The organism is Alphaproteobacteria bacterium US3C007 (genome assembly GCA_034423775.1).
Classification (GTDB): Bacteria; Pseudomonadota; Alphaproteobacteria; order Rhodobacterales; family Rhodobacteraceae; genus Thalassovivens; species Thalassovivens spotae.
Window position 1 is genome coordinate 309,909 of the sequence record CP139918.1, and the last position, 20,920, is coordinate 330,828.

Consider the following 20,920-nt stretch of genomic DNA (forward strand, 5'->3'; position numbering starts at 1 on the left):
GAGATGAGCCGGTCAACCTTATCCTATCAAAAGTGGCCTTTGATCGTAACCGTCATTGGCTTAGGCCTATCGGGGTGGCTCGGCTGGGCAACCACCGGAACGCTTTCGGGTGTGTTTGGATTTCTGCTTGTGGGCGCGATCCTGGCAACACTGGAAATCGCCTTGTCTTTTGACAACGCGATCGTGAATGCCAACAAACTTGAAGAGATGACCCCAATTTGGCAGCAGCGTTTCCTAACTTGGGGAATTTTAATCGCGGTTTTTGGCATGCGGATAATCTTTCCCTTGGCGATCGTGGCTATTTTCGCCTGGATCAACCCTTTCGCTGCAATCCATTTGGCCTTGGCCGACCCAGAGAAATATTCGCATATCATTGAACAAGCGCATGGTCCAATATCTGCTTTTGGCGGTACTTTTTTGATGATGGTTGCGTTGAAATTCTTCGTGGATGAAGACAAATCGGTCGATTGGATCGTGGGGCTTGAAACGCGGCTTCGGCGCGTGGCATCAATCCGAGGACTAGAGATCACCTTCGTTTTGATTATCATCATCGCGATTTGCCAATTTTTGCCAGAATATAAACATGCAGCCTTCTTAATGTCGGCAATAATGGGATTATTGGTCTTCATGCTTGTCGATGGATTGGGCGCTTATCTCGACAATGTTGCCAGCAACACCGCCGCCATTGGTGCACGCGGTGGATTGGGCGCGTTCTTATATCTTGAGGTTTTGGATGCCAGCTTCTCATTTGACGGCGTGATCGGAGCCTTTGCGTTGACAACAAATATTCTTTTAATCGCGATAGGGTTGGGCATTGGAGCTATGTATGTGCGATCGATGACGATTATGCTTGTAGAGCGCAAAACCTTAGCGGAATTCCGATATTTGGAACATGGGGCGTTTTATTCTATTTTTGCCCTATCGGTGATCATGTTTCTTCAATCCCTGGTTCACGTCCCGGAAGTATTAACCGGCGGGATCGGCGTGTTTCTAATCGGCCTCGCCTTTTACAAATCAATTCAACATAACAAATCAGGCGCTGCGCACGAGGATGCAGCGATAGGAGCAGAATAATGACCGTCGAATATCTTAAGAAAGCTCCTCTTCATTCTCGAAGCGATGCCGGGGAAACGCGCGACATTGTCGGCAAAATTTTAGACGAGATTGAGGCGGGTGGTGATGAAAAAGCTTTAGAATACGCCGCAAAATTTGACAATTATCAAGGTGCTATACTGTTATCAGCAGAGGCGATTAAGACGGCTTCGGCCCTGGTGCCTGATAAGATGAAGCGCGATATTGAATTTGCGCATGCCAATGTTAAAAAATTTGCGGAAGTCCAAAAATCAACCGTCGCAGATTTTGAAACAGAGGTTGTGCCCGGATTAATCGCAGGACAAAAAGCGATCCCGGTGAACGCCGCCGGCTGCTATATCCCCGGGGGCCGCTACAGCCATGTTGCCAGCGCCATCATGACGGTGACCACAGCCAAAGTCGCAGGCTGTAAAAACATTATTGCCTGCTCTCCACCCCGGCCCGATATAGGCGTTGCCCCCGCAATCATATACGCCGCGCATATTTCGGGTGCGGATAAAATTTTGGCCATGGGCGGCGTGCAAGGCGTTGCCGCGATGACGTTTGGGCTATTTGGGCTGCCCAAAGCTAATATTCTTGTTGGGCCAGGAAACCAATTCGTTGCCGAAGCCAAACGTATGCTTTTTGGCCGTATTGGGATTGATATGATCGCAGGCCCAACCGATAGTCTGATTCTGGCTGACGCGCATGCAGATGCAGATATTGTTGCAGCTGACCTTGTCGGCCAGGCCGAGCATGGCTATAATTCCCCTGTTTGGCTGGTGACCGATGATCGCGCGCTGGCCGAAAAGGTAATGCTGTTGGTGCCCGCCCTGATCGAGGATCTCCCAGAGCTTAACCGCGATAATGCCTACGCCGCTTGGCGCGATTATGCGGAAATTGTACTCTGCGATACCCGAGAAGAAATGGCCGCCACATCGGATGCCTATGCACCCGAGCACCTGACAGTCCAAGCGCAAGATCTCGATTGGTGGCTCAGTCGCCTAAGCTGTTATGGCTCGCTGTTCTTGGGCGAAGAAACCACGGTTGCCTTTGGGGATAAAGCATCGGGCACAAACCACGTTTTGCCCACATCCGGTGCCGCAAGCTATACGGGTGGATTAAGCGTTCATAAATATATGAAAATCGTCACTTGGCAGCGTGCAACGCGCGAAGGGTCCAAGCCCGTTGCTGAGGCCACAGCGCGAATTTCCCGACTTGAGGGTATGGAAGGGCATGCGCGCACGGCTGATATTCGCCTCAGAAAGTATTTCCCAAATGAGAATTTCGATTTAACGGCCGCAGACGATATTTAACCCCTGTGCGACGGGGCTCTTATTGCGCAAGGCAGCGCAATAAGCCCATAAAGAGTGTAGGCTTGAGCCAAGTTTTTCCAATCTAATTTGGTCTGCAGGATTCATTCATCCGGTAAACTTGCCCTAAGGCAATGGAAACCCGTGCAAAATATATACGGCGCGACGCCTTGCAAGGATCACGAGAGAAGTGGGGTTAAAAGCCCCACCATTCATATGAGGGATGAGGTTCCAGGCTACATTATTTTATGCAAGAAATGACAATGCCGTTAGCAATCGTAATGCCAGAAATCGGAAATATATCCTCAGTTATTTATCACGACGAAGCTATAAATTCACTAAAACAGTTCAGAACTTTTAGCGAGGCACCTGAGTTAAAAGACATTCAAGCCGCGCAGTACTGGCTTGCACTTATGCCAGATCCCAGCGGCTGGTGTGATGATCATTCAGTTGCCAAAACCGTCGTGAACAATATAAAAAAAAGGGTGATGCGACAATTGAAGAAATCAAAACGCGAGAGAACGTTTGGGGCTCAGCCAATCTCGATTTGTTCATGCGCTGGGTGTCGGCGACAATGACAATACCGTTCAGAAATTGCGTATTCTGGTGACCGAAGATGAGCTCGAGAAACTTGAAAAGTCATAGCCTTAGAACGCTGAACGCTTGAAGTTCATGCCTTTGCTAAACTTTAAAATCAACGCGGCCACTTTTGGAAGGGTGCAGTTTCAAAAGTGAATTCACGACCCGGTTGCTTCGCGCCAATGGCGGCGGCAGAGAGACACATAGGTTTCATTACCGCCAATTTGCACCTGTGCGCCTTGCGTTATCACCTGACCCGTCTCATCTTGCCGGATCACCATCGTCGCTTTTTTCCCGCAATGACAGATGGTTCTAATTTCTCGCATTTCATCCGCAAGCGCCAAAAGAGCTGCCGAGCCGGGAAACAGTTGGCCCTGAAAATCAACCCGCAAGCCATAACACATGACCGGAACTTTCAAATCATCTACCGCCTGTGCCAATTGCCAAACCTGGCCGTGCTCGAGGAACTGCGCTTCATCGATGAAGATACAATCGCAGGAACGATCTGACAGGCGGCGCTGAATTTTTTGATATAAATTCTCACCAGTTGCAAATGTGTCAGCGGCTTTTTCTACTCCGATCCGCGATGCAATTTTTCCCTCACCCGCACGGCGGTCAAACTGCGCCGTCAACAAATAGGTCTTCATCCCTCGTTCGTGATAGTTATGCGCTGCTTGTAACAGTAAGGTCGATTTTCCTGCATTCATCGTAGAATAATGAAAATAAAGTTTCGCCATAATTTTCTCAGCTCCACAGATCGGCTTTCAAGGTTTGATCGCGCCTGCCTCGCCCTGACCGTTTTGCATCATCGACGTATAAACCGCGTTTTACGCAGAAGGGACAGAGCAACCAGCAAATGTCTTAATGCCCGCTTTCCAAAATTCCGGTACGCACAGAATAATTCACCGCCAGCGCGTAATCTGGATCATCTTCGCTATCAACCATCAGATGGCCAGCCTTGCTGAGCAAACGGTGGCAGTCGCGGCTGAGATGACGCAATTGAATGCGTTTTCCAGCCCCCTCATATTTTGCTGCCACGGCTTCGATCGCCTGAAGCGCCGATTGATCCACCACCCGACTATCCGCAAAATCGACAACCACCGTATCAGGATCTTCATCTGGTGTGAATAACTCGACGAACCCATCAGATGAACCGAAAAACAAAGGCCCCTGAATGCGGTAGGATTTGCTGCCATCTTGATTGATCTCTTCATGAGCATGGATCCGGCGCGCGTTGTTCCACGCATAAGCCAAGGCCGAAACAATCACTCCAACGACCACCGCAACTGCGAGATCAGACAGAACCGTCACGATGGTGACCAACACCGTAACGAAGGCATCTGTTAAAGGCACGCGGCGCAAAATGGTAAGCGAGTTCCACGCGAAGGTTCCAATCACCACCATGAACATCACCCCGACAAGCGCGGCCAAGGGAATCATTTCAATGATGCTAGAGCCCACCAAAATAAACAGCAGCAAGAATAAAGCCGCTGCGATCCCGGCGATCCGCGTGCGTCCACCCGAGCGCACATTGATCATTGACTGCCCGATCATCGCGCAGCCCCCCATCCCGCCAAAGAACCCGGTCACGGTATTTGCTACGCCTTGCGCAACGCATTCTTGGCTGGCGCCGCCGCGTTTATTGGTCATTTCTCCCACGAGGTTAAGGGTTAAAAGGCTTTCTATCAAACCAATCGCGGCCAAAATGATTGAATAGGGCAAGATGATTTGAAGGGTTTCCCAACTCAGTTCAACTCGGGGAAAGTGAAAGCTGGGAAGCCCACCTTTGATGGACGCCATATCGCCCACTCTGGGCACGTCCAACCCGAACCCAATCACCACAGCGGCGACAATACCAATGCCTGCTAAAGGCGCTGGAATAATTTTTGTCACGCGCGGCATGATGTAAATAATACCCATCGTAAGCGCCACAAGACCCAACATGGTGATCAAGGGCGTTCCACTTAACCACTCTCCACCAACAGCGCCATGCCCGCCAATTTCCATCGTACCTGGCACTTTGAACTGGGTGAGCTGCGCAAGAAAAATAACAATAGCCAATCCGTTTACAAAGCCCAACATCACCGGATGCGGCACCAATCGGATAAATTTTCCCCACTGCATGACGCCGGCAAAGATTTGTAAAATTCCCATCAGCACGACCGTGGCGAACAGATACTCAACGCCATGCTGTGCAACTAGGGCGACCATCACAACCGCCAGCGCCCCTGTTGCACCAGAAATCATCCCGGGGCGCCCCCCGATCACCGCCGTGATCAATCCTACCAAAAACGCAGCATAAAGCCCAACCAAAGGGTGAACACCAGCAACGAAGGCAAAAGCCACCGCTTCGGGAATGAGAGCCAGGGCCACGGTGAGACCAGAAAGCAATTCGATGCGCAGCCGCGCCGCGCTCAACCCTTCATCATTCATCACGTTCAAATCGGGCATGGTCAAATTGGCAAAAGAGCCGAGGATGGCACGTTTCATAAGCTTATCCAAATCGCTGGGAGTGGGTTCAAAATGTCCATTACCGCATTTTTTCCAAAGAGAACAGCCTACTTGTGCTTGCGGTAGCATTACGACGGGCCCGTCCTGCAGCACGGCGCATCTATTGGGCGATCAAGATTGAGACATCCAACTTGAAAAGAAAAATTATTTCGTGTTACCAGATCTTTAGGTTGCTTCTGGAGCTCGTATGAAAACCGTAAAAGACTATATTCGCACAATCCCTGATTTTCCCCATGCCGGCATTATGTTTCGCGATGTGACAACGTTGTTTGATGACCCCGATGGGTTTCAATTGGCGATCAAACAATTGGTTGCACCCTATCTGGGGCAGAAAATTGACAAAGTCGCGGGTTTAGAGGCGCGCGGATTTATTTTAGGCGGCGCCGTTGCCTACCATCTAGGATGCGGCTTCGTGCCGATCCGCAAGCAGGGTAAATTGCCGGGATCGGTGATCAGCCAAGAGTATACGTTAGAATATGGCCAAGCCGTGCTTGAATTGCACGAAGACGCGATCGAAGCGGGTGAAACCGTGTTGGTGGTCGATGATCTTTTGGCCACCGGGGGCACAGCAGAGGCTGGCGTGAAACTGATTGAGCGGCTTGGCGGCGATGTAACGGCCTGTGCCTTTGTGATTGATTTGCCCGAGTTGGGCGGATCAAAGAAATTGCAGGCGATGGGCTTGCCCTTGCACAGCCTTTGCTCGTTTGAGGGCCATTGAGCGCTTGCCATCTTTCGTTTGCCGCCTAATTTGTGGAGGCAAGGAGATGCAAGATGCAAGAAGAAACCAAAATTTTATATAACGCGGACTGCCCTGTATGCCGCTTTGAGATAGACCACTACGCCTCCTATAGCGCTGATCGCGGGTTGGCGTTGCGCTTTGATGATCTCAACAGCTGCGATTTAAACAGCTGGGGCTTAAGCTCAGATCAAGCCGCGAAGCGCCTTTACGTGCGTAAATCAGGTCAGCTTTATAGCGGCATCCCTGCCTTTTTGGTGCTTTGGCAAGATATGCCGCGCTATCGTTTTCTGGCGCGGCTGATCGGGTTGCCGATCATAAAACAGGCGGCCTCTGCCATTTATGATTACGTGCTTGCACCCATTATCTACCGCTGGCACTTGCGCCGGCAAGCGCGCAGGACAGCGCCCCAGAGCAATGGCAATAGCGCAGGTTTTTAAAGCCCCAAGCAGTGTCGCATGATTGCTTTTTGTACGTGCAAACGATTTTCAGCCTCATCAAATATCACAGATTGCGGGCCATCCATCACTTCTGATGTGGCTTCATCCTCACGATGCGCGGGAAGGCAATGCATAAACAAAGCCTCAGATTTGGCATTGGCCATCAAGGCGCTGTTCACCTGATAGCCACGCAATTGATTATGCCGGCGTTCGCGCGCTGATTGCGGATCATGCATGCTAACCCATGTATCCGTTACCACAAGATCGGCACCCTCGACAGCTTTTTGAGGGTTGCGCTCAATCTCAATTTTTACGCCTTTCGCGCGCGCCGCGTTCACGAACACCTCTTCGGGATCTAAGGGCTCAGGCCCGGTAAAGGTGAGATCAAACCCGAATTGGCCTGCGGCATGGGCAAAACTGGCAAAGACATTATTACCATCTCCTGACCACACCACTTTCTTGCCTTTGATCGGGCCGCGATGTTCCTCAAACGTCATGATATCAGCCATAATCTGGCATGGATGCGTGCGATTGGTCAGTCCGTTTATCACTGGTACGCTGGCATGTTCCGCCATTTCCAGCAGCGTGGCCTCCTCAAAGGTTCGGATCATGATCAAATCCACATAGCGGCTCAGAACCCGCGCCGTGTCAGCGATGGTTTCCCCATGTCCAAGCTGCATATCTGCGCCTGAAAGCACCATGGTTTCGCCCCCCATCTGGCGCACACCAACATCAAAGCTTATCCGCGTACGGGTTGAGGGTTTTTCAAAAATCAACGCCACCATCTGGCCCGCCAAAGGCCGCCCGCGGTCTAACGCAGCGCGCGGTTGCCCCGCGCGGTCGTTTTTCATCTCCATCGCCTGGTCGATAATCTGACGCAGCGCTTCGGGTGCGGATTTATGAATGTCGAGAAAATGTTGCATCCGGGCTTTCCTTATTTTTCAAACGCGCGCATCGGGTTTAAACCGCGCAACCTGCCCTATGGGCGGCAAAGCTTCAAGCGCATCGTTAAAATTATTTTGGTTTCAAGCGTTGCGCCGCCTGATCAAGCCGCGCGATTGCAAGCTCTATCTCATCATCCGTGATGTTTAGCGGCGGTAACAAACGGACCACATTATCCGCAGCCGGAACGGTGATAACCAATGCCTCATAGCCGGCCGCCACCAAATCTGTATTTGCGCATTTACATTTTAAGCCCAGCATCAAACCTTCCCCGCGCAGACTTTCAAACACATCCGGATGGGCCGCGATCAGCCCCCCCAGTTTTTGTTTGAACAACGCTGACTTCCGGCGCACCTCAGCCAAAAAAGCCTCATCAGCGACGCTTGTCAAAACCGCGCATCCAACGGCGCAGGCCAACGGATTTCCGCCATAAGTTGATCCATGCGTGCCCGCGCCCATGCCCAACGCCGCCGCTTCACTGGCCAAAACAGCCCCCAAAGGAAATCCGCCACCAATGCCTTTTGCGACCATCATAATATCGGGGGCAACGCCCGCCCATTCATGGGCGAACAACTTACCACTGCGGCCAATACCGCATTGCACTTCGTCAAAAATTAGCAGCAGATTATGGCGGTCACAAAGCTCTCTTAAGCCTTTCAAGCAAGCATCCGGCACAGGGCGAATACCGCCTTCACCTTGAATCGGCTCAATCAAAATCGCCGCAGTTTTTGCCGTAATAGCGGCATCAATCGCGGCGTGATCGGCCCAATCAAGATGCACAAATCCCGGCAGAAGCGGGCCAAAACCTTTGGTCATTTTTTCTGACCCCGCCGCCGCGATACCCGCCGAAGAGCGGCCATGAAAAGATCCCGAGAAGGTGATAATCTCAACGCGGTCTGACTGGCCTTTTTCGAACCAATATTTACGCGCCATTTTGACGGCAAGCTCGCAGCTTTCGGTGCCCGAATTCGTGAAAAACACCGTATCGGCAAAACTCTGCGCCACAAGTTGATCCGCCAGCTCCGTTTGCTGGGGGATAGTATATAGGTTCGACACATGCCAAAGGTTTTGCGCTTGCTCGGTTAGGGCCGCAACAAGGCTCGGATGCGCATGGCCCAGCGCATTCACGGCAATGCCAGCGCCCAAATCCAAAAATCTGCGGCCATCTTCTTCGATCAGCCAGGTGCCTTCGCCTTTGGTGAAACTGAAAGGTGCGCGCGCGTAAGTTGGCAAAATTGAGGGGATCATAACGGGATCTGTCCTTGAAAAGCGAATTATCTGAAATGGCCTTAGGCCGGGCAAAGAGCATCACGCGCAAAGGGGCCGCGGACACAAAACAAAGGATTAGCCGCGTCGGAGCCGGCTTTTAAGCGCACGATATCTCATAAAAACCAAAAAACAGAATTCGGGCAGTGGTGCAAGGCACATTATACCCTTGGCTTGATATTGGGATTTTTGCCTTCATCTGGACGGGCCAATTCAAACGTCTCTTCAATGATTGCATAATCCCGATACCCCAAACGCGTTAAAGGCTTGAATTTCGTGACATCAAACAGGCCATTTTCGATACAATCCTCCCGCATATGCACACCAATCACTTCTCCAAACACGGCAAAATTAGCCGCGCCGGACAGGTTAACAATTTGCGTCAGCTTACATTCTAGCGCTGCAGGCGCGCCGGCAACGCGCGCGCAATTTATGATATTACACGCGATCTGCTGTAGCCCGGCTTGTTCATATTCATCGGTATCATAGGGCAAAGTGGCAGCGCTTGCATTCATTTGCTCGATCATCGCATGTTCAACAATATTCACGCAAAAAACGCCGGTTTCCCGGATATTCGCAACGCTGTCTTTGGTGCCATTTTGATCCGGCTTTTCCCCCGTTGAGGCAAACATCACCTGTGGGGGCACATAGGCCACGGCGTTGAAAAATGAATAAGGGGCAAGGTTATCACGCCCTTGTGCATCGCGGGTTGAAATCCAGCCAATTGGCCGGGGCGTCACGATGGCATTGAAAGGGTTATAAGGCAGGCCATGGCCTTGTTCGGGTTCGTAAAATATAGCTCTCTCTCCTGTTTGATCCTGACTTATCCTCATGTTAAGCCCAATTCCAGCGCAAAGTGGAATATGAGCCGTGCTTGATTTAACGCCAGAAACGCCCGCAGATTGGTGGGAGGTCGAAGCTTTGTTTGACCTATGCTTTGCGCCCGGCCGCGAAGCCTTGTCATCTTATCGCCTGCGCGATGATGCAACCCCAGTGGCGGCCTTATGCTTTTTGATCCGTGACGAAACTGGCGCGCTTGGCGGGGCCATTCGATATTGGCCCGTCAATATCGCCCAGCAACCAGCGCTGTTATTGGGCCCAGTGGCGGTGCATCCCACCCGACAAGGCGAAGGGTTGGGGGGCTTTTTGATTCGTGAAAGCCTGAAGATCGCGCAGGACATGGGTCACCAGCGGGTAATGCTGATCGGTGACGCGCCCTATTATGAAAGATTTGGGTTTTCAACGCTTCAAAATGTTCATATGCCGCCGCCCACCAATCCAAACCGGATCTTGGGCATCTCATTGTCTAAAAATGCATGGAACACGATCTCCGGGCCGGTCGAAAAACCCGGGTTTACGCGCTAAGATGCGCAGCCCAACAGCATGCGGGTAAGCAAGGCGGTACATTTGCAAACAGTTATGATTTGGTTTGAAGTGCTTTTCTAATCTTATATTTTGCTTTAGAGCGCGCGCATGCCTCGTTACGCTTTCAAAATTGAATATCATGGCGCGCCTTTTTGTGGATGGCAGCGCCAAGCTGATCAACCCTCGGTTCAAGAGGCGCTAGAAACAGCCCTGCGAAAACTTGCCCCTGGGCTGCAGGAGGTGGCTGGTGCTGGGCGCACGGATACGGGCGTTCACGCAATCGGACAGGTTGCGCATTGCGATTTATCCACCCGCTGGGATCCCTTTCGTTTGAGCGAAGCGTTAAACTTTCACCTCAAACCACAGCCGGTTTCGATCACCGCTTGCGCCGAAGTGGCGGCTGATTGGCACGCACGATTTTCGGCCATCGGGCGCAAATATGTTTTCAAGCTTCTCTCGCGGCGTGCGCCCGCCGTGCATAATGCGGGATTGGTGTGGCAAGTACGCCAGGATTTGCATTTACAGCCCATGCAAGAGGCCGCGCAGCATTTGATCGGCTTGCATGATTTTACAACCTTCAGATCCAGCATGTGTCAGGCGCAAAGCCCGCTAAAAACCTTAGACCGGCTGCAGATTGAACAGATCGATTTACCCTTTGGATGCGAATTCCATTTCACCGTCGAGGCTCGCAGTTTTCTACACAATCAGGTGCGCAGCTTCATTGGCACGTTAGAGCGCGTTGGCGTGGGCGCTTGGTCACCCGCTCAAGTCAAGCAAGCGCTTGAGGCGCGGTCGCGCGCCGCCTGCGGTCCGGTCAGCCCGCCTCAGGGGTTGTATTTACACTCGGTAAAATACCCACAAAATCCTTTTTAATCTCCAGCATTGCCTTCATCGCTTTCAATCTGCGCCAAAAGCAATCGCTTTAAACTTTGCTCATCCACCATTTTAGCAGCTTTTTTCAGCGAGACCCATTTGCGTTGCCGTTGTTTTTTCTCAGGATAGCGCTTTGCTAATGTACAAGGGGCAATTCGGTAAACATTGACCTCAAGGGGCACTTCCTGCGCGCCGCGCAGGCGTTTGACGTAGTGATAAGAGCCGATCAACGCCGGAGATGTTGGATCTGCTATAACCCCGGCCTCTTCCCAGGCTTCCATCAGAGCAACTTCGGCCTCGGTTTTATCCTCTTCCAGCCAGCCCTTTGGCAAAATCCAGCGTTTGGTTTTTCGGCTGGTAATCATCAAGACCGATAATTTGCCTTTACGATGCTTTAAACATAAAGCCGCCGCTTGCTGCTGCCTATGCGCCTTGTCTTCAGAATTGTTCATAAAGGCGAGGATAGGCTTTTCCGCATGATGTTTAAAGGCGGCTTAGACGGTTGGATCAGGCTTTCTTAAAACCCTTGGTTTAAACAGCCGATTTTAAACCAAGGGTGAAAGCGGCCATAATCTGGACTGTGCCGCGCTTTGGCGCTATTTTGGAGACCGTTTTTTATGCAGGCTCGGCAGGGCTTGCGCCGGGTTTTCAGGCCAAGGATGCTTGGGATAGCGCCCGCGCATGTCTTTGCGCACGTCCAGATAACTGCTGCGCCAAAAACCAGGCAGATCCATTGTGGTTTGCAACGGCCGCTTAGCGGGCGAGAGCAGCGTGATTTTAAGCGGGTTTCCCGCAATATTAGGATGGCTGGTTTGCCCAAACATTTCCTGCAACCGCACGGCAATTTCAGGAACCCCTGAGCTGTAATCAATCGCCACTTTGCGGTTAAGCGGGGTCACGAAATGCGCGGGAGCCAAGCGATCAAGCTCTGCCGTTTGCTCCCATGAAAGCTGGGCCTGTAAAGCTGGCAGGATATCAAAGTTTTTCCAGCTTTCGGCATTTTTAATCTTGCCAAGATATGGCAGCAACCAACGTTCCAAGCCTTCCATCAGCGCTGCCTCTGAAAAATCTGGCATGTTGCGCCCCACCAAGTTCACGCGGCTGATAAAGCGCCGCGCCGCGGGCGCATACTCAAACCCGATCTCGCGCACCCCCTCTAACATAGCACGCGCAATATCCAGTTCGGGCGCATCGTTCCAAATCTGCTCGGTAAGCGCAAGCGCACCAAAATATTCGATTTTGCGTGCTACAACACGCGCTTCGCGCTTAGACCACAAACAGCTTTGTTTCCACTCGATTTGATCGGCAAAGAGGCTGCGCAACTCGGCTTCTGAGAGCGCAATGGCTGCGCGAATTTTAGCTTCTTTTGGATTGCCATCTAAATCTGCAGCAACCAATAGACGCTGCGAACTTAAAGGGTCCTCTGCATTTAAAATTGCCCCTTTGCCACCTGATAGCAAAAATCGTGGCGCGCCGCCTTTACGCCGCAACCCGATCCGGTCTGGATAGGCAAGCGCGATCATTTGAGCGTCGCTGAGCGGCTCTGCCTGATGACCGATCTGCTTTTGCACGCGCTTGGTTTCAGCCTTGATGCTGCTTAAGGTTTGCATCTTTACATCATAGGGCCTGTTTTGCTTAAATTTAGCAAGATCGCGCAGGGCTTCGAGGCGCAGGCTGATATCGCTTGGCGCGTCGCGGCTTAGAGGATCCTTTTCGGCAAGCAAACTGGCGATTGGCGCAGCCGCATTGCCGGCTTTGCGCACCATATGCGCAGCACGCGGATGCATTGGCAACCGCGCCATCGCCTTGCCATGGGCGGTCAGTCGCTTGGAAGGCGTTAAGGCACCAAGCACCATTAACAGGTCCTGCGCTTCGGCAAACGCCTTCGGGTTGGGCTGTGTCAGCAACGGCAAGTCATCCGGACTGGCACCCCACATGGCCAGCTCAATCGCGAGAGGTGCCAGATCTGCTGAACTTATCTCCGGCGGGGCAAAAGCGGCCATAGCGCCCTCTTCCGCTTTTGACCACAATTTGTAACACCATCCGCTGTCAAGGCGCCCAGCGCGGCCCTGGCGCTGCGTGGCTTCGGCCTTGCTCGCCCGCTGGGTAATCAAGCGGGACATGCCCGAACCCGGATCATATTGAGCGCGTCGGGCCAAGCCTCCATCGACGACAACGCGAATGCCCTCAATCGTGAGAGAGGTTTCCGCAATCGCCGTGGCCAATATAATTTTTCGCGTGTCCAAGGCCGGCGCCAGCGCTGCTTTCTGATCTTCAAACCGCATCGCGCCGAATAAAGTATTCACTGTGCAACTTCTGGGCAAATTAGACTTTAACAAAGCAGCGGTTTTGTGAATTTCACGCTCACCAGGCAAGAACACCAAAACCGCACCGCTGGTCTGCGGCAACGCTTGTAAGACCAAATCGCAGATTGCAGTTTCGAATTTAATTAATTTTGGAAGCGGTCGGTCTAGCCAAATTGGCGCGACTGGAAAACTACGCCCCTCGGCTGCGATTACCGGGGGATGCTGCATCAGCGTGACCAGCGGCGCGACATCCAATGTAGCCGACATCACAAGAATACGCAGATCTTCGCGAAACGCACTGGCCGCTTCCAAACACAAGGCCAAACCCAGATCTGCATTCAAAGACCGCTCGTGAAACTCATCAAAAATTACGGCACCGATGCCCGTTAATTCAGGATCACTTTGCAACATTCGGGTTAAAATGCCTTCGGTCACCACCTCGATACGCGTCTGGGTCGAGGTTTTTTGCTGGCCTCGCATACGATACCCCACCGTATCGCCAGCCGCCTCATTCAGGCTTTGGGCCATGCGCTCTGCAGCGGCGCGGGCCGCCAGACGGCGGGGCTCCAACACAATAATCCGGCCTTTAATTTTACCCGCTGCCAACAAGACCAGCGGCACTATGGTGGTTTTACCAGCTCCGGGCGGCGCGGTTAAGATCAGTTTAGAACTGCGTTCGATTGCCCCAAGCAGCTCTGGGATCACTTTTGTAATCGGCAAAGCGGGGTTCGGATTGAATTTAACGGCGCTCAAAGGTCGCCGTTCCACGCAATGTGCTGAAGCTGAATTTCGTAACCCTATAACCAGCGTCAATGGGGTGGTAATTTATGTAAAAGGGGAATGTGATTCCATCCGCCAGTTCCTGTTTGGAAAACCCGCCTAGACGTGTGTAAATCCCTTGGCAGGTCAATCCATCCTCTGGAAGTTTTGTGGGCCCCGATAAGGAGAGCAAAACCCGTCTTTCCCCATCAAATACTGGCAAATCGGCGTTACACAACTGAGAGCTCACCGCGTCATCAAGCAAAGCAAGCAGCGCCGAAAGCGGGTCAAGCGTGCCCTTTTGGTCGGCGGGTTTCAACCAGTATTTTTTCCGCTCTCCAGCTGCCAAAAGCGTTGGGCGTTGATTTTCATAGCGCATTGTTTTGTTGGTTATACGCTTGCCAGTATTGGATATTTCCACATAACTTTGCGGAAGATACCGGTTTTTCAAGCGCTGTCCCGTTACCTCTGCCTGAAACATGTAGGGGGCTAGCAACGCCACCAAACCAGTTGTTTCCAACACCGTTTGTGCCGAATAAGCGGTGCCTTTCACGCTTTTATGATAGCGAAGTTCACCCGCCTTGATGCCCAAAAGAAACACGTCAAAGCGATGCGTTTCTTCGCCTTCAACCGCTCCTAACGTTGCCGAAAAACTTGGCACAGCGATAAAGATGTATAGAAAAAAGGCTACCAGCGTTTTAAAAAAATGCATTTTTAGAAAGGCTCCGCTGGACTTTTCTTACGAGTTCGCGTCAAAACCATACTGCCAAAGACGTGAAACACCAACCCCTGCTCGTAGAAAGTTAAAACCCTCAATGACCGATATCGATCAGCTAGCGCATCAAATCCTACAGCAGGATCGCCGCGCCCTGGCACGCGGGATTACACTGGTTGAAAGCCAGCGCAGTGATCACCGCGAGCAATCGATTGCTTTGATACAAACGCTCCAGAAACATCCCAAACGCGCCTTGCGTATCGGGTTATCAGGCACGCCGGGTGTGGGAAAATCGACCTTTATAGAAGCCTTTGGCAGCTTGCTCACCGCGCGCGGTTTGAAAGTGGCGGTGCTGGCGGTTGATCCCAGCTCGCTGCGTTCAGGTGGCTCGATTTTGGGGGATAAAACCAGAATGGATCGGTTGTCGCGCGACCCAATGGCCTTTATCCGCCCCTCTCCCAGCCAATCCCATTTGGGAGGGGTCACGCGGCGCAGCCGCGATGCTGTGGCGCTCTGCGAGGCCGCCGGGTTTGATGTTGTGTTCATTGAAACCGTTGGGGTGGGGCAATCGGAAACGATCGTGTCGGAAATGTCGGATATTTTTTTGCTGCTTTTGGCTCCGGCCGGTGGCGATGAATTACAGGGCGTAAAACGTGGCATCATGGAAATGGCCGATATTATTTTGGTGAATAAAGCCGATGGAGAGCTGAGCACAGCGGCAAATCGCACCTGCGCAGATTATTCCAGTGCCTTGCGGTTGCTGCGAAAGCGCCCTCAAGATCCTTCAAACTTTCCGATGGCGATGACCGTATCTGCCTTAACGCTTTTGGGACTTGAAGCGGCTTGGCAAGCGGTGCTTGAGCTGACTAATTGGCGCAAAGCCAATGGCCATTTTGCAGGCCGGCGCGCCCAACAGGCACGATTTTGGTTTGAGGAAGACGTCAAGCAAGGCGCCTTAGACGTTTTGAACCGACAAGAAATTAAAAATGAAATCGACCGTCTGGGCCTGCAAGTTGAAGCCGGAGAGCTTTCTCCAGCGCGTGCAGCGGAACAGATTTTGAAACACCTTAGCCGACGTGAGTGATTCGAATGTTTGGGCGGTTGTAAAACCGCAGCGATCGCGCCTTGGCACTTGCAGTGGGAAATTTAGGGCGGTTTTCGAACCCACTCGGCTTTTTCAAGGCGTCAGGCGCTTGACGCGCCGGTTCAATGCCCCTAATACCGCATTTCAAGTTTTGGGCCTGCCTGTGGCATGCTGCCCTTAAGTGGTGGAATTGGCGCAAAATGCGCATTAAGCAGAAGCAAGAGGATTGAGAAATGGCACGTCGTTGCGAGTTTACAGGAAAAGGCCCGATGTCTGGTAACAATGTCAGCCATGCCAATAACAAAACCAAGCGCCGCTTTTTGCCAAATCTGAACGACGTGACCTTGCAGTCTGAAGTTTTAAATCGCGGTTTTAAATTCCGCATTTCAGCAGCCGCATTGCGCTCTGTTGATCACCGTGGCGGCTTAGATCAATTTTTGGCAAAAGCTAAAGATGACGAATTGTCAACAAACGCGTTGAAATTGAAAAAAGAAATCGCCAAGGCCCAAACGGCCGCAGCGTAACATCAAACCAACGCATTGGCGTTTTTGTGGATAATGCCGGTCTAGACACCAACGCCTGACGAGGGTTTTTTAGGTGAAAAACACACCCTATCGTTCGAAGATACGGTTCAGGGTATTGTGTGGTTTTTGCCTGCTGGTAGCAGCACTATTATCTAGCGGGCAAATATCTGCGCGCAGCGTTTTGATGCAAGACATCGCAGGACATGTGGTTATTTGCAGTGGAGATGCGTCTTTTTTCCTTGCTGTGGATGCCCATGGCGCACCGATCTCAGATGAGACCGCCTGCCCTGAATGTTCTTGCCTGAATCCCATAGATGCAGATATGATCCGCGGCGTTGCCTTAACAACGCCAGCCGCCGGGCATTATGCCGAGACCTTAAGACAGCAGGATGTTTACCAAAAATCCGTTTACTCTATTCGGCTACGTGCCCCACCCTCTCAGGTCAAAACCACATCTTTATAAATTTTGACCGAACAAAGAGAGACTGGAAATGACCCTAATAAGATCCTTTTTTGCAGCTATCATGCTCTGCGGCCTGCCAGCATTGCTATCCGCCGATACGATTATGGTTAAAGATGCTTACGCGTATCGCGCAACCCCCTCGTCAAAAGCGGGCGGAATTTTCATGATGATCCATAATCACGGCACGGCCGATGATCGGCTCGTCAGCGTTGCGTCAACCGCGGCGCAGAAAGCCGAATTACACACTCATATACAATCTTCGGATGGGGTGATGAAAATGCGACCCGTCATCGGCGGGTTTGTGATTGAAGCAGGCAAAATAGCCATGCTTAAACGTGGTGCAGATCACATCATGCTGATGGGGTTGCACAACAGCTGGCACCAGGGTGATCTGATTTCTATCGTCTTAACTTTTGAGAAGGCCGGCGAAATGACGCTTGACGTCCCAGTCGACTTAAATCGCTCTGACGCAGCACATTCCCATTAAAGCCTTCAATCATCGCTTCAACCAAGCGAACACCAAGGCAAAACGTATCACGGCCGCTTTTCGATATCGTCGTTCTCTATAGAGAGGCTTTATTGGGCAGTGATTTTTCTGCGCTTCATGATCCAATGTAAGTCAACAAGCGTATAGTCAACGAGCAGGAGAAAAAATGATACATATTTTGTTGTATATCAGTACCGCAATCGTCTTTCTAGCGCTTGACGTCGTTATGCTGAAAAAGGTGATGTACCCTCTCTTTTCTGCGAATATCGGGCCGATGATGCTGGAAGACCTTCGCATGGGCCCTGCAGCGGTGTTTTACTTGTTTTATGTTGTGGGCGTGGTCTGGTTTGTGTCTATCCCCGCCTTGAATGTTGGTTCAATCGCTCAGGCGTTTTTTGCCGGAGCTGTTCTTGGCGCGCTGGCCTATGGAACCTATGAGTTTACAAATTTCGCGACCCTGAAGGGTTGGACGGCGCAAATGGTGATGGTTGACGTCATTTGGGGTGCCGTTTTAACAGGAACATCAGCAGCAGTGGGCGTGGCTGTAACAAAATATTTTACATAGATAAGAATACCCATCTGCGGATGGGTGCTTGGCATTCCCTGCAAATAAACTTATAGCCGGCACAGCTATCTAGGAGCCCGGCGAATGCAAGGAAGTGCAAACCTCAACGTGATGATCAAAGCAGCCCGTAAAGCTGGCAGATCGCTTCTGAAAGATTTTACCGAGGTTGAAAATTTACAAGTTTCAAGCAAGAGCGCGGGGGATTTTGTATCGCGCGCAGATATTGCGGCAGAAGCGATAATCAAAGCTGAATTAACAGCAGCCCGCCCCACTTATGGCTGGGTGGGAGAAGAAAGCGAAGCAATCGACGGGCAAGACCCCACGCGGCGCTGGATTGTTGACCCTTTAGATGGCACCACAAACTTTTTGCATGGTCTGCCACATTGGGCTGTATCCATTGCATTGGAACATAAAGGGCAAATTGTTGCCGGCGTGGTCTATGATCCGACAAAAGATGAAATGTTCATAGCTGAAAAAGGCCAGGGGGCCTGGTTGAATGACAGCCGGTTGCGTGTTTCGGGCCGCAAACGGATGATTGAAAGCATTTACGCAACAGGGTTGCCATTTGCAGGGCGCTCTGATTTGCCTGAAACACTGAAAGATCTTGCGCAATTGCTACCCGCCTGCGCAGGCGTGCGGCGCTGGGGCGCGGCAGCCCTTGATCTGGCTTATGTGGCTGCAGGGCGCTATGACGGGTATTGGGAGCGTCGCTTAAACGTTTGGGACATTGCGGCCGGCGTAATCATAGCGCGCGAAGCAGGTGCGATAGTAGAAGGCATCGCTGCGAATTCTGATCCTATCGAAACCGCTGATATTTTATGCGCAAACGATCTGCAATTTAACCAATTTGCAGCTTTAATCCGGGGCGCATAACAAAGAGCTCACACAGGGACTGGTTTCAAATATCAACCCAACACGCCTCATATGGCTATTTGCTGGTATTTGACTTCCTGGGGACCAGTGGCACGCGCGCAAGTGAGCCAGCATAGATTTTTTCCGGATGGGGCGGATGCCCCAATGTTCGACGCCAAAATGCGGCTGCTCCAAGGCGTATAAACATAGGGAAGATCAAAACAAGACCGGCGGCAAAGCCACCGATATGAGCCCAATATGCGATACCGCTGCTGGCCGCCGTGGAGGTGGCGCCATTCAGTAGCTGTAACGCAAACCAAAGGCCAAGGACGATCCACGCGGAAATTGAAAAAACGCGGAAAAACACAACGAAAATCACCAAAATATCAACCTTAGCTTTTGGGAATAACAGCAAATACCCCCCCATCACCCCCGCGATCGCGCCAGACGCCCCGACCACAGGAATAGGCGAAGCCGGATCAGCCAAAACCTGCGCCACATTCGCCAAAGCGCCGCAAGCCAAGTAAAACCCTAAAAAAAGCATATGGCCCAATTCATCTTCTAAATTATCGCCATAAATGTATAAAAACAACATATTCCCCCCCAAATGAAGCAGCCCGCCATGCAAGAAAATTGAGCTGATCAAGCTATGAAGGTTCACCCCATAGCTAATATCCTCAGGGAACATCGCCCAATGTTCAAACGTGATTTGTGTGGCTCTTACGCTATCGACACTGCCCCAATAGCTCAAAAATATTGCTGCATTTATAAGGATCAAACCATAGGTGACGATGGGTTTTCGGTTGGGTGGATTGTGATCTCGAAAGGGCAAAAACATGGGCTAAAAGTGACTGATACGGTTTAAAAAGGCAATAAAATAAAAACTTTTTACAGCTAGATATTGCATGAAAATATGAGACGTTTTTTTTATTTTAAACGGTTGCAAAACACAATTAGAAACCCTATCTGAAGCCTCAATATGGTACACTATTCTTATCAGCGGCTGTATTTTAGAGAGCAACGTTTCGGCAAACAGAGCACAGCAGGTTTATGTTCAAAGATGTTAAAAAATGCTTACAAACTTCATTCACTTTTGAGCCTTTATAATGACTAAAGCGAGCCCAGAAACAATCTTTACGCTTTCTGCGGGCAGAACAGGTACAGCCTGGTTGTCCGATTTTTTAGCCGTAAACTTTAAGTGCGACGCTCTTCATGAACCTTTGGGTATCGAAGATTTTGGCAATCGAATGCCTGATATCAAAATAATGCGTAGTTTCAACGAGACTGGGAATAACGCAATCGTAAAGAATTTTTGGAAACGAAAACTTTCAATGCTGACTTCAAACATGCATATTGAGACAAACCATACGCTTGGGAAATGCGGGTTGATCGAAAATATTTCTCACACCCAACTGGCAGAAAAAAGTAAGATAATTATTTTAAAACGGGATATTGTACGGCAATGCGCAAGTTATGTAATGAGACATGATTTTGTGCATATAACTACGGCTTGGCAATGGTACCTTCATCCTAGCTACCAAAAAAAAATCATCAATCCGAAATTATTTTCACGATTTGAGGGGATTGGGCTCGCCCTTTGGTATTGTTACGAAATGGCGGCACGCCAAGCTTATTATAAGCTTTATTTCGGTTCAAAAGTTAAGTTTATTGACGCGCAACTAGAGGATATTACCACCCCATCGGGTGCTCAGAAGTTTTGGCAAGCCATTGGGCAGTCGGGGCAATGCTCTTTACCGCCGCGCAAAAATGAAAATAGGATGCAAACGCCTAAAGAATTGATTGAGCACCTAGCCAAAATCACATCGAAATTTCAGTTTGACCCAAATATTATCGCGCAAAAAGCATTCGAAGATGGGTTTAGTTTCGAAAATACGCAAACCGCTTGAGGCAAAGGTTTTTTCGTAGGGATTCAGAATGAAACTCTTAATTATCCGATTGCATAGGCTTTATCGCATCGCACCAAGTTCAATTTTGGTTATGCGAGGGCTATAAAACACGCCTTAAGATAAATATTTGAAATATGTCTTCTGATAAACTTCAAGCTGGTC

Annotated in this window: 23 protein-coding genes; 14 read left to right on the plus strand and 9 right to left on the minus strand. The window is 50.8% G+C overall.

Annotated elements, in window-relative coordinates; genetic code table 11:
* The first annotated feature begins 3 nt into the window (after nt 1–3).
* From UM181_01550 to UM181_01560, 3 genes are all read left to right on the plus strand, one after another.
* Nucleotides 4–1,074, plus strand: a complete 1,071-nt coding sequence (locus tag UM181_01550) for a DUF475 domain-containing protein (protein ID WQC63324.1) — start codon at nt 4–6, stop codon at nt 1,072–1,074.
* Nucleotides 1,074–2,387: a histidinol dehydrogenase gene (gene hisD / locus UM181_01555; GenBank protein WQC63325.1), complete on the plus strand. Its 1,314-nt coding sequence runs from the start codon at nt 1,074–1,076 to the stop codon at nt 2,385–2,387. Before UM181_01550 ends, hisD begins: the two co-directional genes overlap by 1 nt.
* A gap of 245 nt (nt 2,388–2,632) precedes the next feature.
* Complete coding sequence (locus tag UM181_01560) at nt 2,633–2,962, plus strand: hypothetical protein (GenBank protein WQC63326.1); 330 nt, start codon at nt 2,633–2,635, stop codon at nt 2,960–2,962.
* 159 nt (nt 2,963–3,121) lie between these two features.
* Here UM181_01560 and UM181_01565 read toward each other — a convergent pair whose 3' ends face one another.
* Both UM181_01565 and UM181_01570 read right to left on the minus strand, forming a co-directional pair.
* Nucleotides 3,122–3,700: a thymidine kinase gene (locus UM181_01565; protein WQC63327.1), complete on the minus strand. Its 579-nt coding sequence runs from the start codon at nt 3,698–3,700 to the stop codon at nt 3,122–3,124.
* Between the two features lie 124 nt (nt 3,701–3,824).
* Complete coding sequence (locus UM181_01570) at nt 3,825–5,453, minus strand: SulP family inorganic anion transporter (GenBank protein ID WQC63328.1); 1,629 nt, start codon at nt 5,451–5,453, stop codon at nt 3,825–3,827.
* 208 nt (nt 5,454–5,661) lie between these two features.
* On the opposite strand from UM181_01570, the gene UM181_01575 reads away from it, so the two are divergent.
* Together UM181_01575 and UM181_01580 are read left to right on the plus strand one after the other, a co-directional pair.
* Nucleotides 5,662–6,192, plus strand: coding sequence for an adenine phosphoribosyltransferase (locus UM181_01575; protein WQC63329.1), 531 nt, complete (start codon nt 5,662–5,664; stop codon nt 6,190–6,192).
* 53 nt (nt 6,193–6,245) lie between these two features.
* Nucleotides 6,246–6,650, plus strand: coding sequence for a DUF393 domain-containing protein (locus UM181_01580; GenBank protein ID WQC63330.1), 405 nt, complete (start codon nt 6,246–6,248; stop codon nt 6,648–6,650).
* Here the strand turns inward: UM181_01580 and argF are convergent.
* From argF to UM181_01595, 3 genes are all read right to left on the minus strand, one after another.
* The gene (gene argF, locus UM181_01585; protein WQC63331.1) at nt 6,647–7,573 is read right to left on the minus strand and encodes an ornithine carbamoyltransferase; all 927 of its coding nucleotides are present in this window, start codon (nt 7,571–7,573) and stop codon (nt 6,647–6,649) included. The genes UM181_01580 and argF overlap by 4 nt on opposite strands.
* Before the next feature lie 91 nt (nt 7,574–7,664).
* Nucleotides 7,665–8,840, minus strand: a complete 1,176-nt coding sequence (locus UM181_01590; GenBank protein ID WQC63332.1) for an aspartate aminotransferase family protein — start codon at nt 8,838–8,840, stop codon at nt 7,665–7,667.
* A gap of 179 nt (nt 8,841–9,019) precedes the next feature.
* Nucleotides 9,020–9,655 carry a flavin reductase family protein gene (locus UM181_01595; GenBank protein WQC64806.1) on the minus strand — a complete coding sequence of 212 codons (636 nt, stop codon included), beginning with the start codon at nt 9,653–9,655 and terminating at the stop codon, nt 9,020–9,022.
* A 73-nt stretch (nt 9,656–9,728) separates the two neighbouring features.
* On the opposite strand from UM181_01595, the gene UM181_01600 reads away from it, so the two are divergent.
* Nucleotides 9,729–10,223 carry an N-acetyltransferase gene (locus tag UM181_01600; GenBank protein ID WQC63333.1) on the plus strand — a complete coding sequence of 165 codons (495 nt, stop codon included), beginning with the start codon at nt 9,729–9,731 and terminating at the stop codon, nt 10,221–10,223.
* A 108-nt stretch (nt 10,224–10,331) separates the two neighbouring features.
* Complete coding sequence (gene truA / locus UM181_01605) at nt 10,332–11,096, plus strand: tRNA pseudouridine(38-40) synthase TruA (GenBank protein ID WQC63334.1); 765 nt, start codon at nt 10,332–10,334, stop codon at nt 11,094–11,096.
* Here truA and UM181_01610 read toward each other — a convergent pair.
* From UM181_01610 to UM181_01620, 3 genes are all read right to left on the minus strand, one after another.
* Entirely contained in the window at nt 11,093–11,548 is a 456-nt protein-coding gene (locus UM181_01610) for an NUDIX hydrolase (GenBank protein ID WQC63335.1), read from the minus strand. The genes truA and UM181_01610 overlap by 4 nt on opposite strands.
* A gap of 144 nt (nt 11,549–11,692) precedes the next feature.
* Nucleotides 11,693–14,155: an ATP-dependent helicase HrpB gene (hrpB, locus tag UM181_01615; protein WQC63336.1), complete on the minus strand. Its 2,463-nt coding sequence runs from the start codon at nt 14,153–14,155 to the stop codon at nt 11,693–11,695.
* Complete coding sequence (locus tag UM181_01620; protein ID WQC63337.1) at nt 14,142–14,873, minus strand: DUF3108 domain-containing protein; 732 nt, start codon at nt 14,871–14,873, stop codon at nt 14,142–14,144. Before UM181_01620 ends, hrpB begins: the two co-directional genes overlap by 14 nt.
* Nucleotides 14,874–14,976: 103 nt before the next feature.
* On the opposite strand from UM181_01620, the gene meaB reads away from it, so the two are divergent.
* The 6 genes from meaB to UM181_01650 all read left to right on the plus strand — a co-directional run bounded on the left by meaB (nt 14,977) and on the right by UM181_01650 (nt 18,872).
* Nucleotides 14,977–15,960: a methylmalonyl Co-A mutase-associated GTPase MeaB gene (gene meaB / locus UM181_01625; GenBank protein ID WQC63338.1), complete on the plus strand. Its 984-nt coding sequence runs from the start codon at nt 14,977–14,979 to the stop codon at nt 15,958–15,960.
* A 233-nt stretch (nt 15,961–16,193) separates the two neighbouring features.
* A complete protein-coding gene (gene rpmB, locus UM181_01630; GenBank protein WQC63339.1) occupies nt 16,194–16,484 on the plus strand; it encodes a 50S ribosomal protein L28 in 291 nt (96 codons plus the stop codon).
* A gap of 184 nt (nt 16,485–16,668) precedes the next feature.
* Nucleotides 16,669–16,947: a hypothetical protein gene (locus UM181_01635; GenBank protein WQC63340.1), complete on the plus strand. Its 279-nt coding sequence runs from the start codon at nt 16,669–16,671 to the stop codon at nt 16,945–16,947.
* A 28-nt stretch (nt 16,948–16,975) separates the two neighbouring features.
* Nucleotides 16,976–17,434 carry a copper chaperone PCu(A)C gene (locus UM181_01640; protein ID WQC63341.1) on the plus strand — a complete coding sequence of 153 codons (459 nt, stop codon included), beginning with the start codon at nt 16,976–16,978 and terminating at the stop codon, nt 17,432–17,434.
* A gap of 166 nt (nt 17,435–17,600) precedes the next feature.
* Entirely contained in the window at nt 17,601–17,999 is a 399-nt protein-coding gene (locus tag UM181_01645) for a DUF2177 family protein (protein ID WQC63342.1), read from the plus strand.
* A gap of 84 nt (nt 18,000–18,083) precedes the next feature.
* Nucleotides 18,084–18,872, plus strand: coding sequence for an inositol monophosphatase family protein (locus UM181_01650; protein ID WQC63343.1), 789 nt, complete (start codon nt 18,084–18,086; stop codon nt 18,870–18,872).
* Between the two features lie 55 nt (nt 18,873–18,927).
* On the opposite strand, the gene UM181_01655 is transcribed toward UM181_01650, so the two are convergent.
* Nucleotides 18,928–19,689, minus strand: a complete 762-nt coding sequence (locus tag UM181_01655) for a rhomboid family intramembrane serine protease (GenBank protein WQC63344.1) — start codon at nt 19,687–19,689, stop codon at nt 18,928–18,930.
* Nucleotides 19,690–20,098: 409 nt separating this feature from the next.
* On the opposite strand from UM181_01655, the gene UM181_01660 reads away from it, so the two are divergent.
* Nucleotides 20,099–20,758, plus strand: a complete 660-nt coding sequence (locus UM181_01660) for a hypothetical protein (protein WQC63345.1) — start codon at nt 20,099–20,101, stop codon at nt 20,756–20,758.
* Nucleotides 20,759–20,920: the final 162 nt, after the last annotated feature.

Excerpts from the sequence above, each read along its gene's own strand:
- hisD (WQC63325.1), top strand. The coding sequence starts at position 1,074 with ATGACCGTCGAATATCTTAAGAAAGCTCCTCTTCATTCTCGAAGCGAT.
- UM181_01645 (WQC63342.1), top strand. The coding sequence starts at position 17,601 with ATGATACATATTTTGTTGTATATCAGTACCGCAATCGTCTTTCTAGCG.
- UM181_01640 (WQC63341.1), top strand. The coding sequence starts at position 16,976 with ATGACCCTAATAAGATCCTTTTTTGCAGCTATCATGCTCTGCGGCCTG.
- UM181_01590 (WQC63332.1), bottom strand. The coding sequence starts at position 8,840 with ATGATCCCCTCAATTTTGCCAACTTACGCGCGCGCACCTTTCAGTTTC.
- UM181_01580 (WQC63330.1), top strand. The coding sequence starts at position 6,246 with ATGCAAGAAGAAACCAAAATTTTATATAACGCGGACTGCCCTGTATGC.
- UM181_01570 (WQC63328.1), bottom strand. The coding sequence starts at position 5,453 with ATGAAACGTGCCATCCTCGGCTCTTTTGCCAATTTGACCATGCCCGAT.
- UM181_01610 (WQC63335.1), bottom strand. The coding sequence starts at position 11,548 with ATGAACAATTCTGAAGACAAGGCGCATAGGCAGCAGCAAGCGGCGGCT.
- UM181_01550 (WQC63324.1), top strand. The coding sequence starts at position 4 with ATGAGCCGGTCAACCTTATCCTATCAAAAGTGGCCTTTGATCGTAACC.
- UM181_01565 (WQC63327.1), bottom strand. The coding sequence starts at position 3,700 with ATGGCGAAACTTTATTTTCATTATTCTACGATGAATGCAGGAAAATCG.
- truA (WQC63334.1), top strand. The coding sequence starts at position 10,332 with ATGCCTCGTTACGCTTTCAAAATTGAATATCATGGCGCGCCTTTTTGT.
- UM181_01575 (WQC63329.1), top strand. The coding sequence starts at position 5,662 with ATGAAAACCGTAAAAGACTATATTCGCACAATCCCTGATTTTCCCCAT.
- UM181_01650 (WQC63343.1), top strand. The coding sequence starts at position 18,084 with ATGCAAGGAAGTGCAAACCTCAACGTGATGATCAAAGCAGCCCGTAAA.
- UM181_01655 (WQC63344.1), bottom strand. The coding sequence starts at position 19,689 with ATGTTTTTGCCCTTTCGAGATCACAATCCACCCAACCGAAAACCCATC.
- meaB (WQC63338.1), top strand. The coding sequence starts at position 14,977 with ATGACCGATATCGATCAGCTAGCGCATCAAATCCTACAGCAGGATCGC.
- UM181_01635 (WQC63340.1), top strand. The coding sequence starts at position 16,669 with ATGCAAGACATCGCAGGACATGTGGTTATTTGCAGTGGAGATGCGTCT.
- UM181_01560 (WQC63326.1), top strand. The coding sequence starts at position 2,633 with ATGCAAGAAATGACAATGCCGTTAGCAATCGTAATGCCAGAAATCGGA.
- argF (WQC63331.1), bottom strand. The coding sequence starts at position 7,573 with ATGCAACATTTTCTCGACATTCATAAATCCGCACCCGAAGCGCTGCGT.
- UM181_01620 (WQC63337.1), bottom strand. The coding sequence starts at position 14,873 with ATGCATTTTTTTAAAACGCTGGTAGCCTTTTTTCTATACATCTTTATC.
- UM181_01660 (WQC63345.1), top strand. The coding sequence starts at position 20,099 with ATGCCTGATATCAAAATAATGCGTAGTTTCAACGAGACTGGGAATAAC.
- rpmB (WQC63339.1), top strand. The coding sequence starts at position 16,194 with ATGGCACGTCGTTGCGAGTTTACAGGAAAAGGCCCGATGTCTGGTAAC.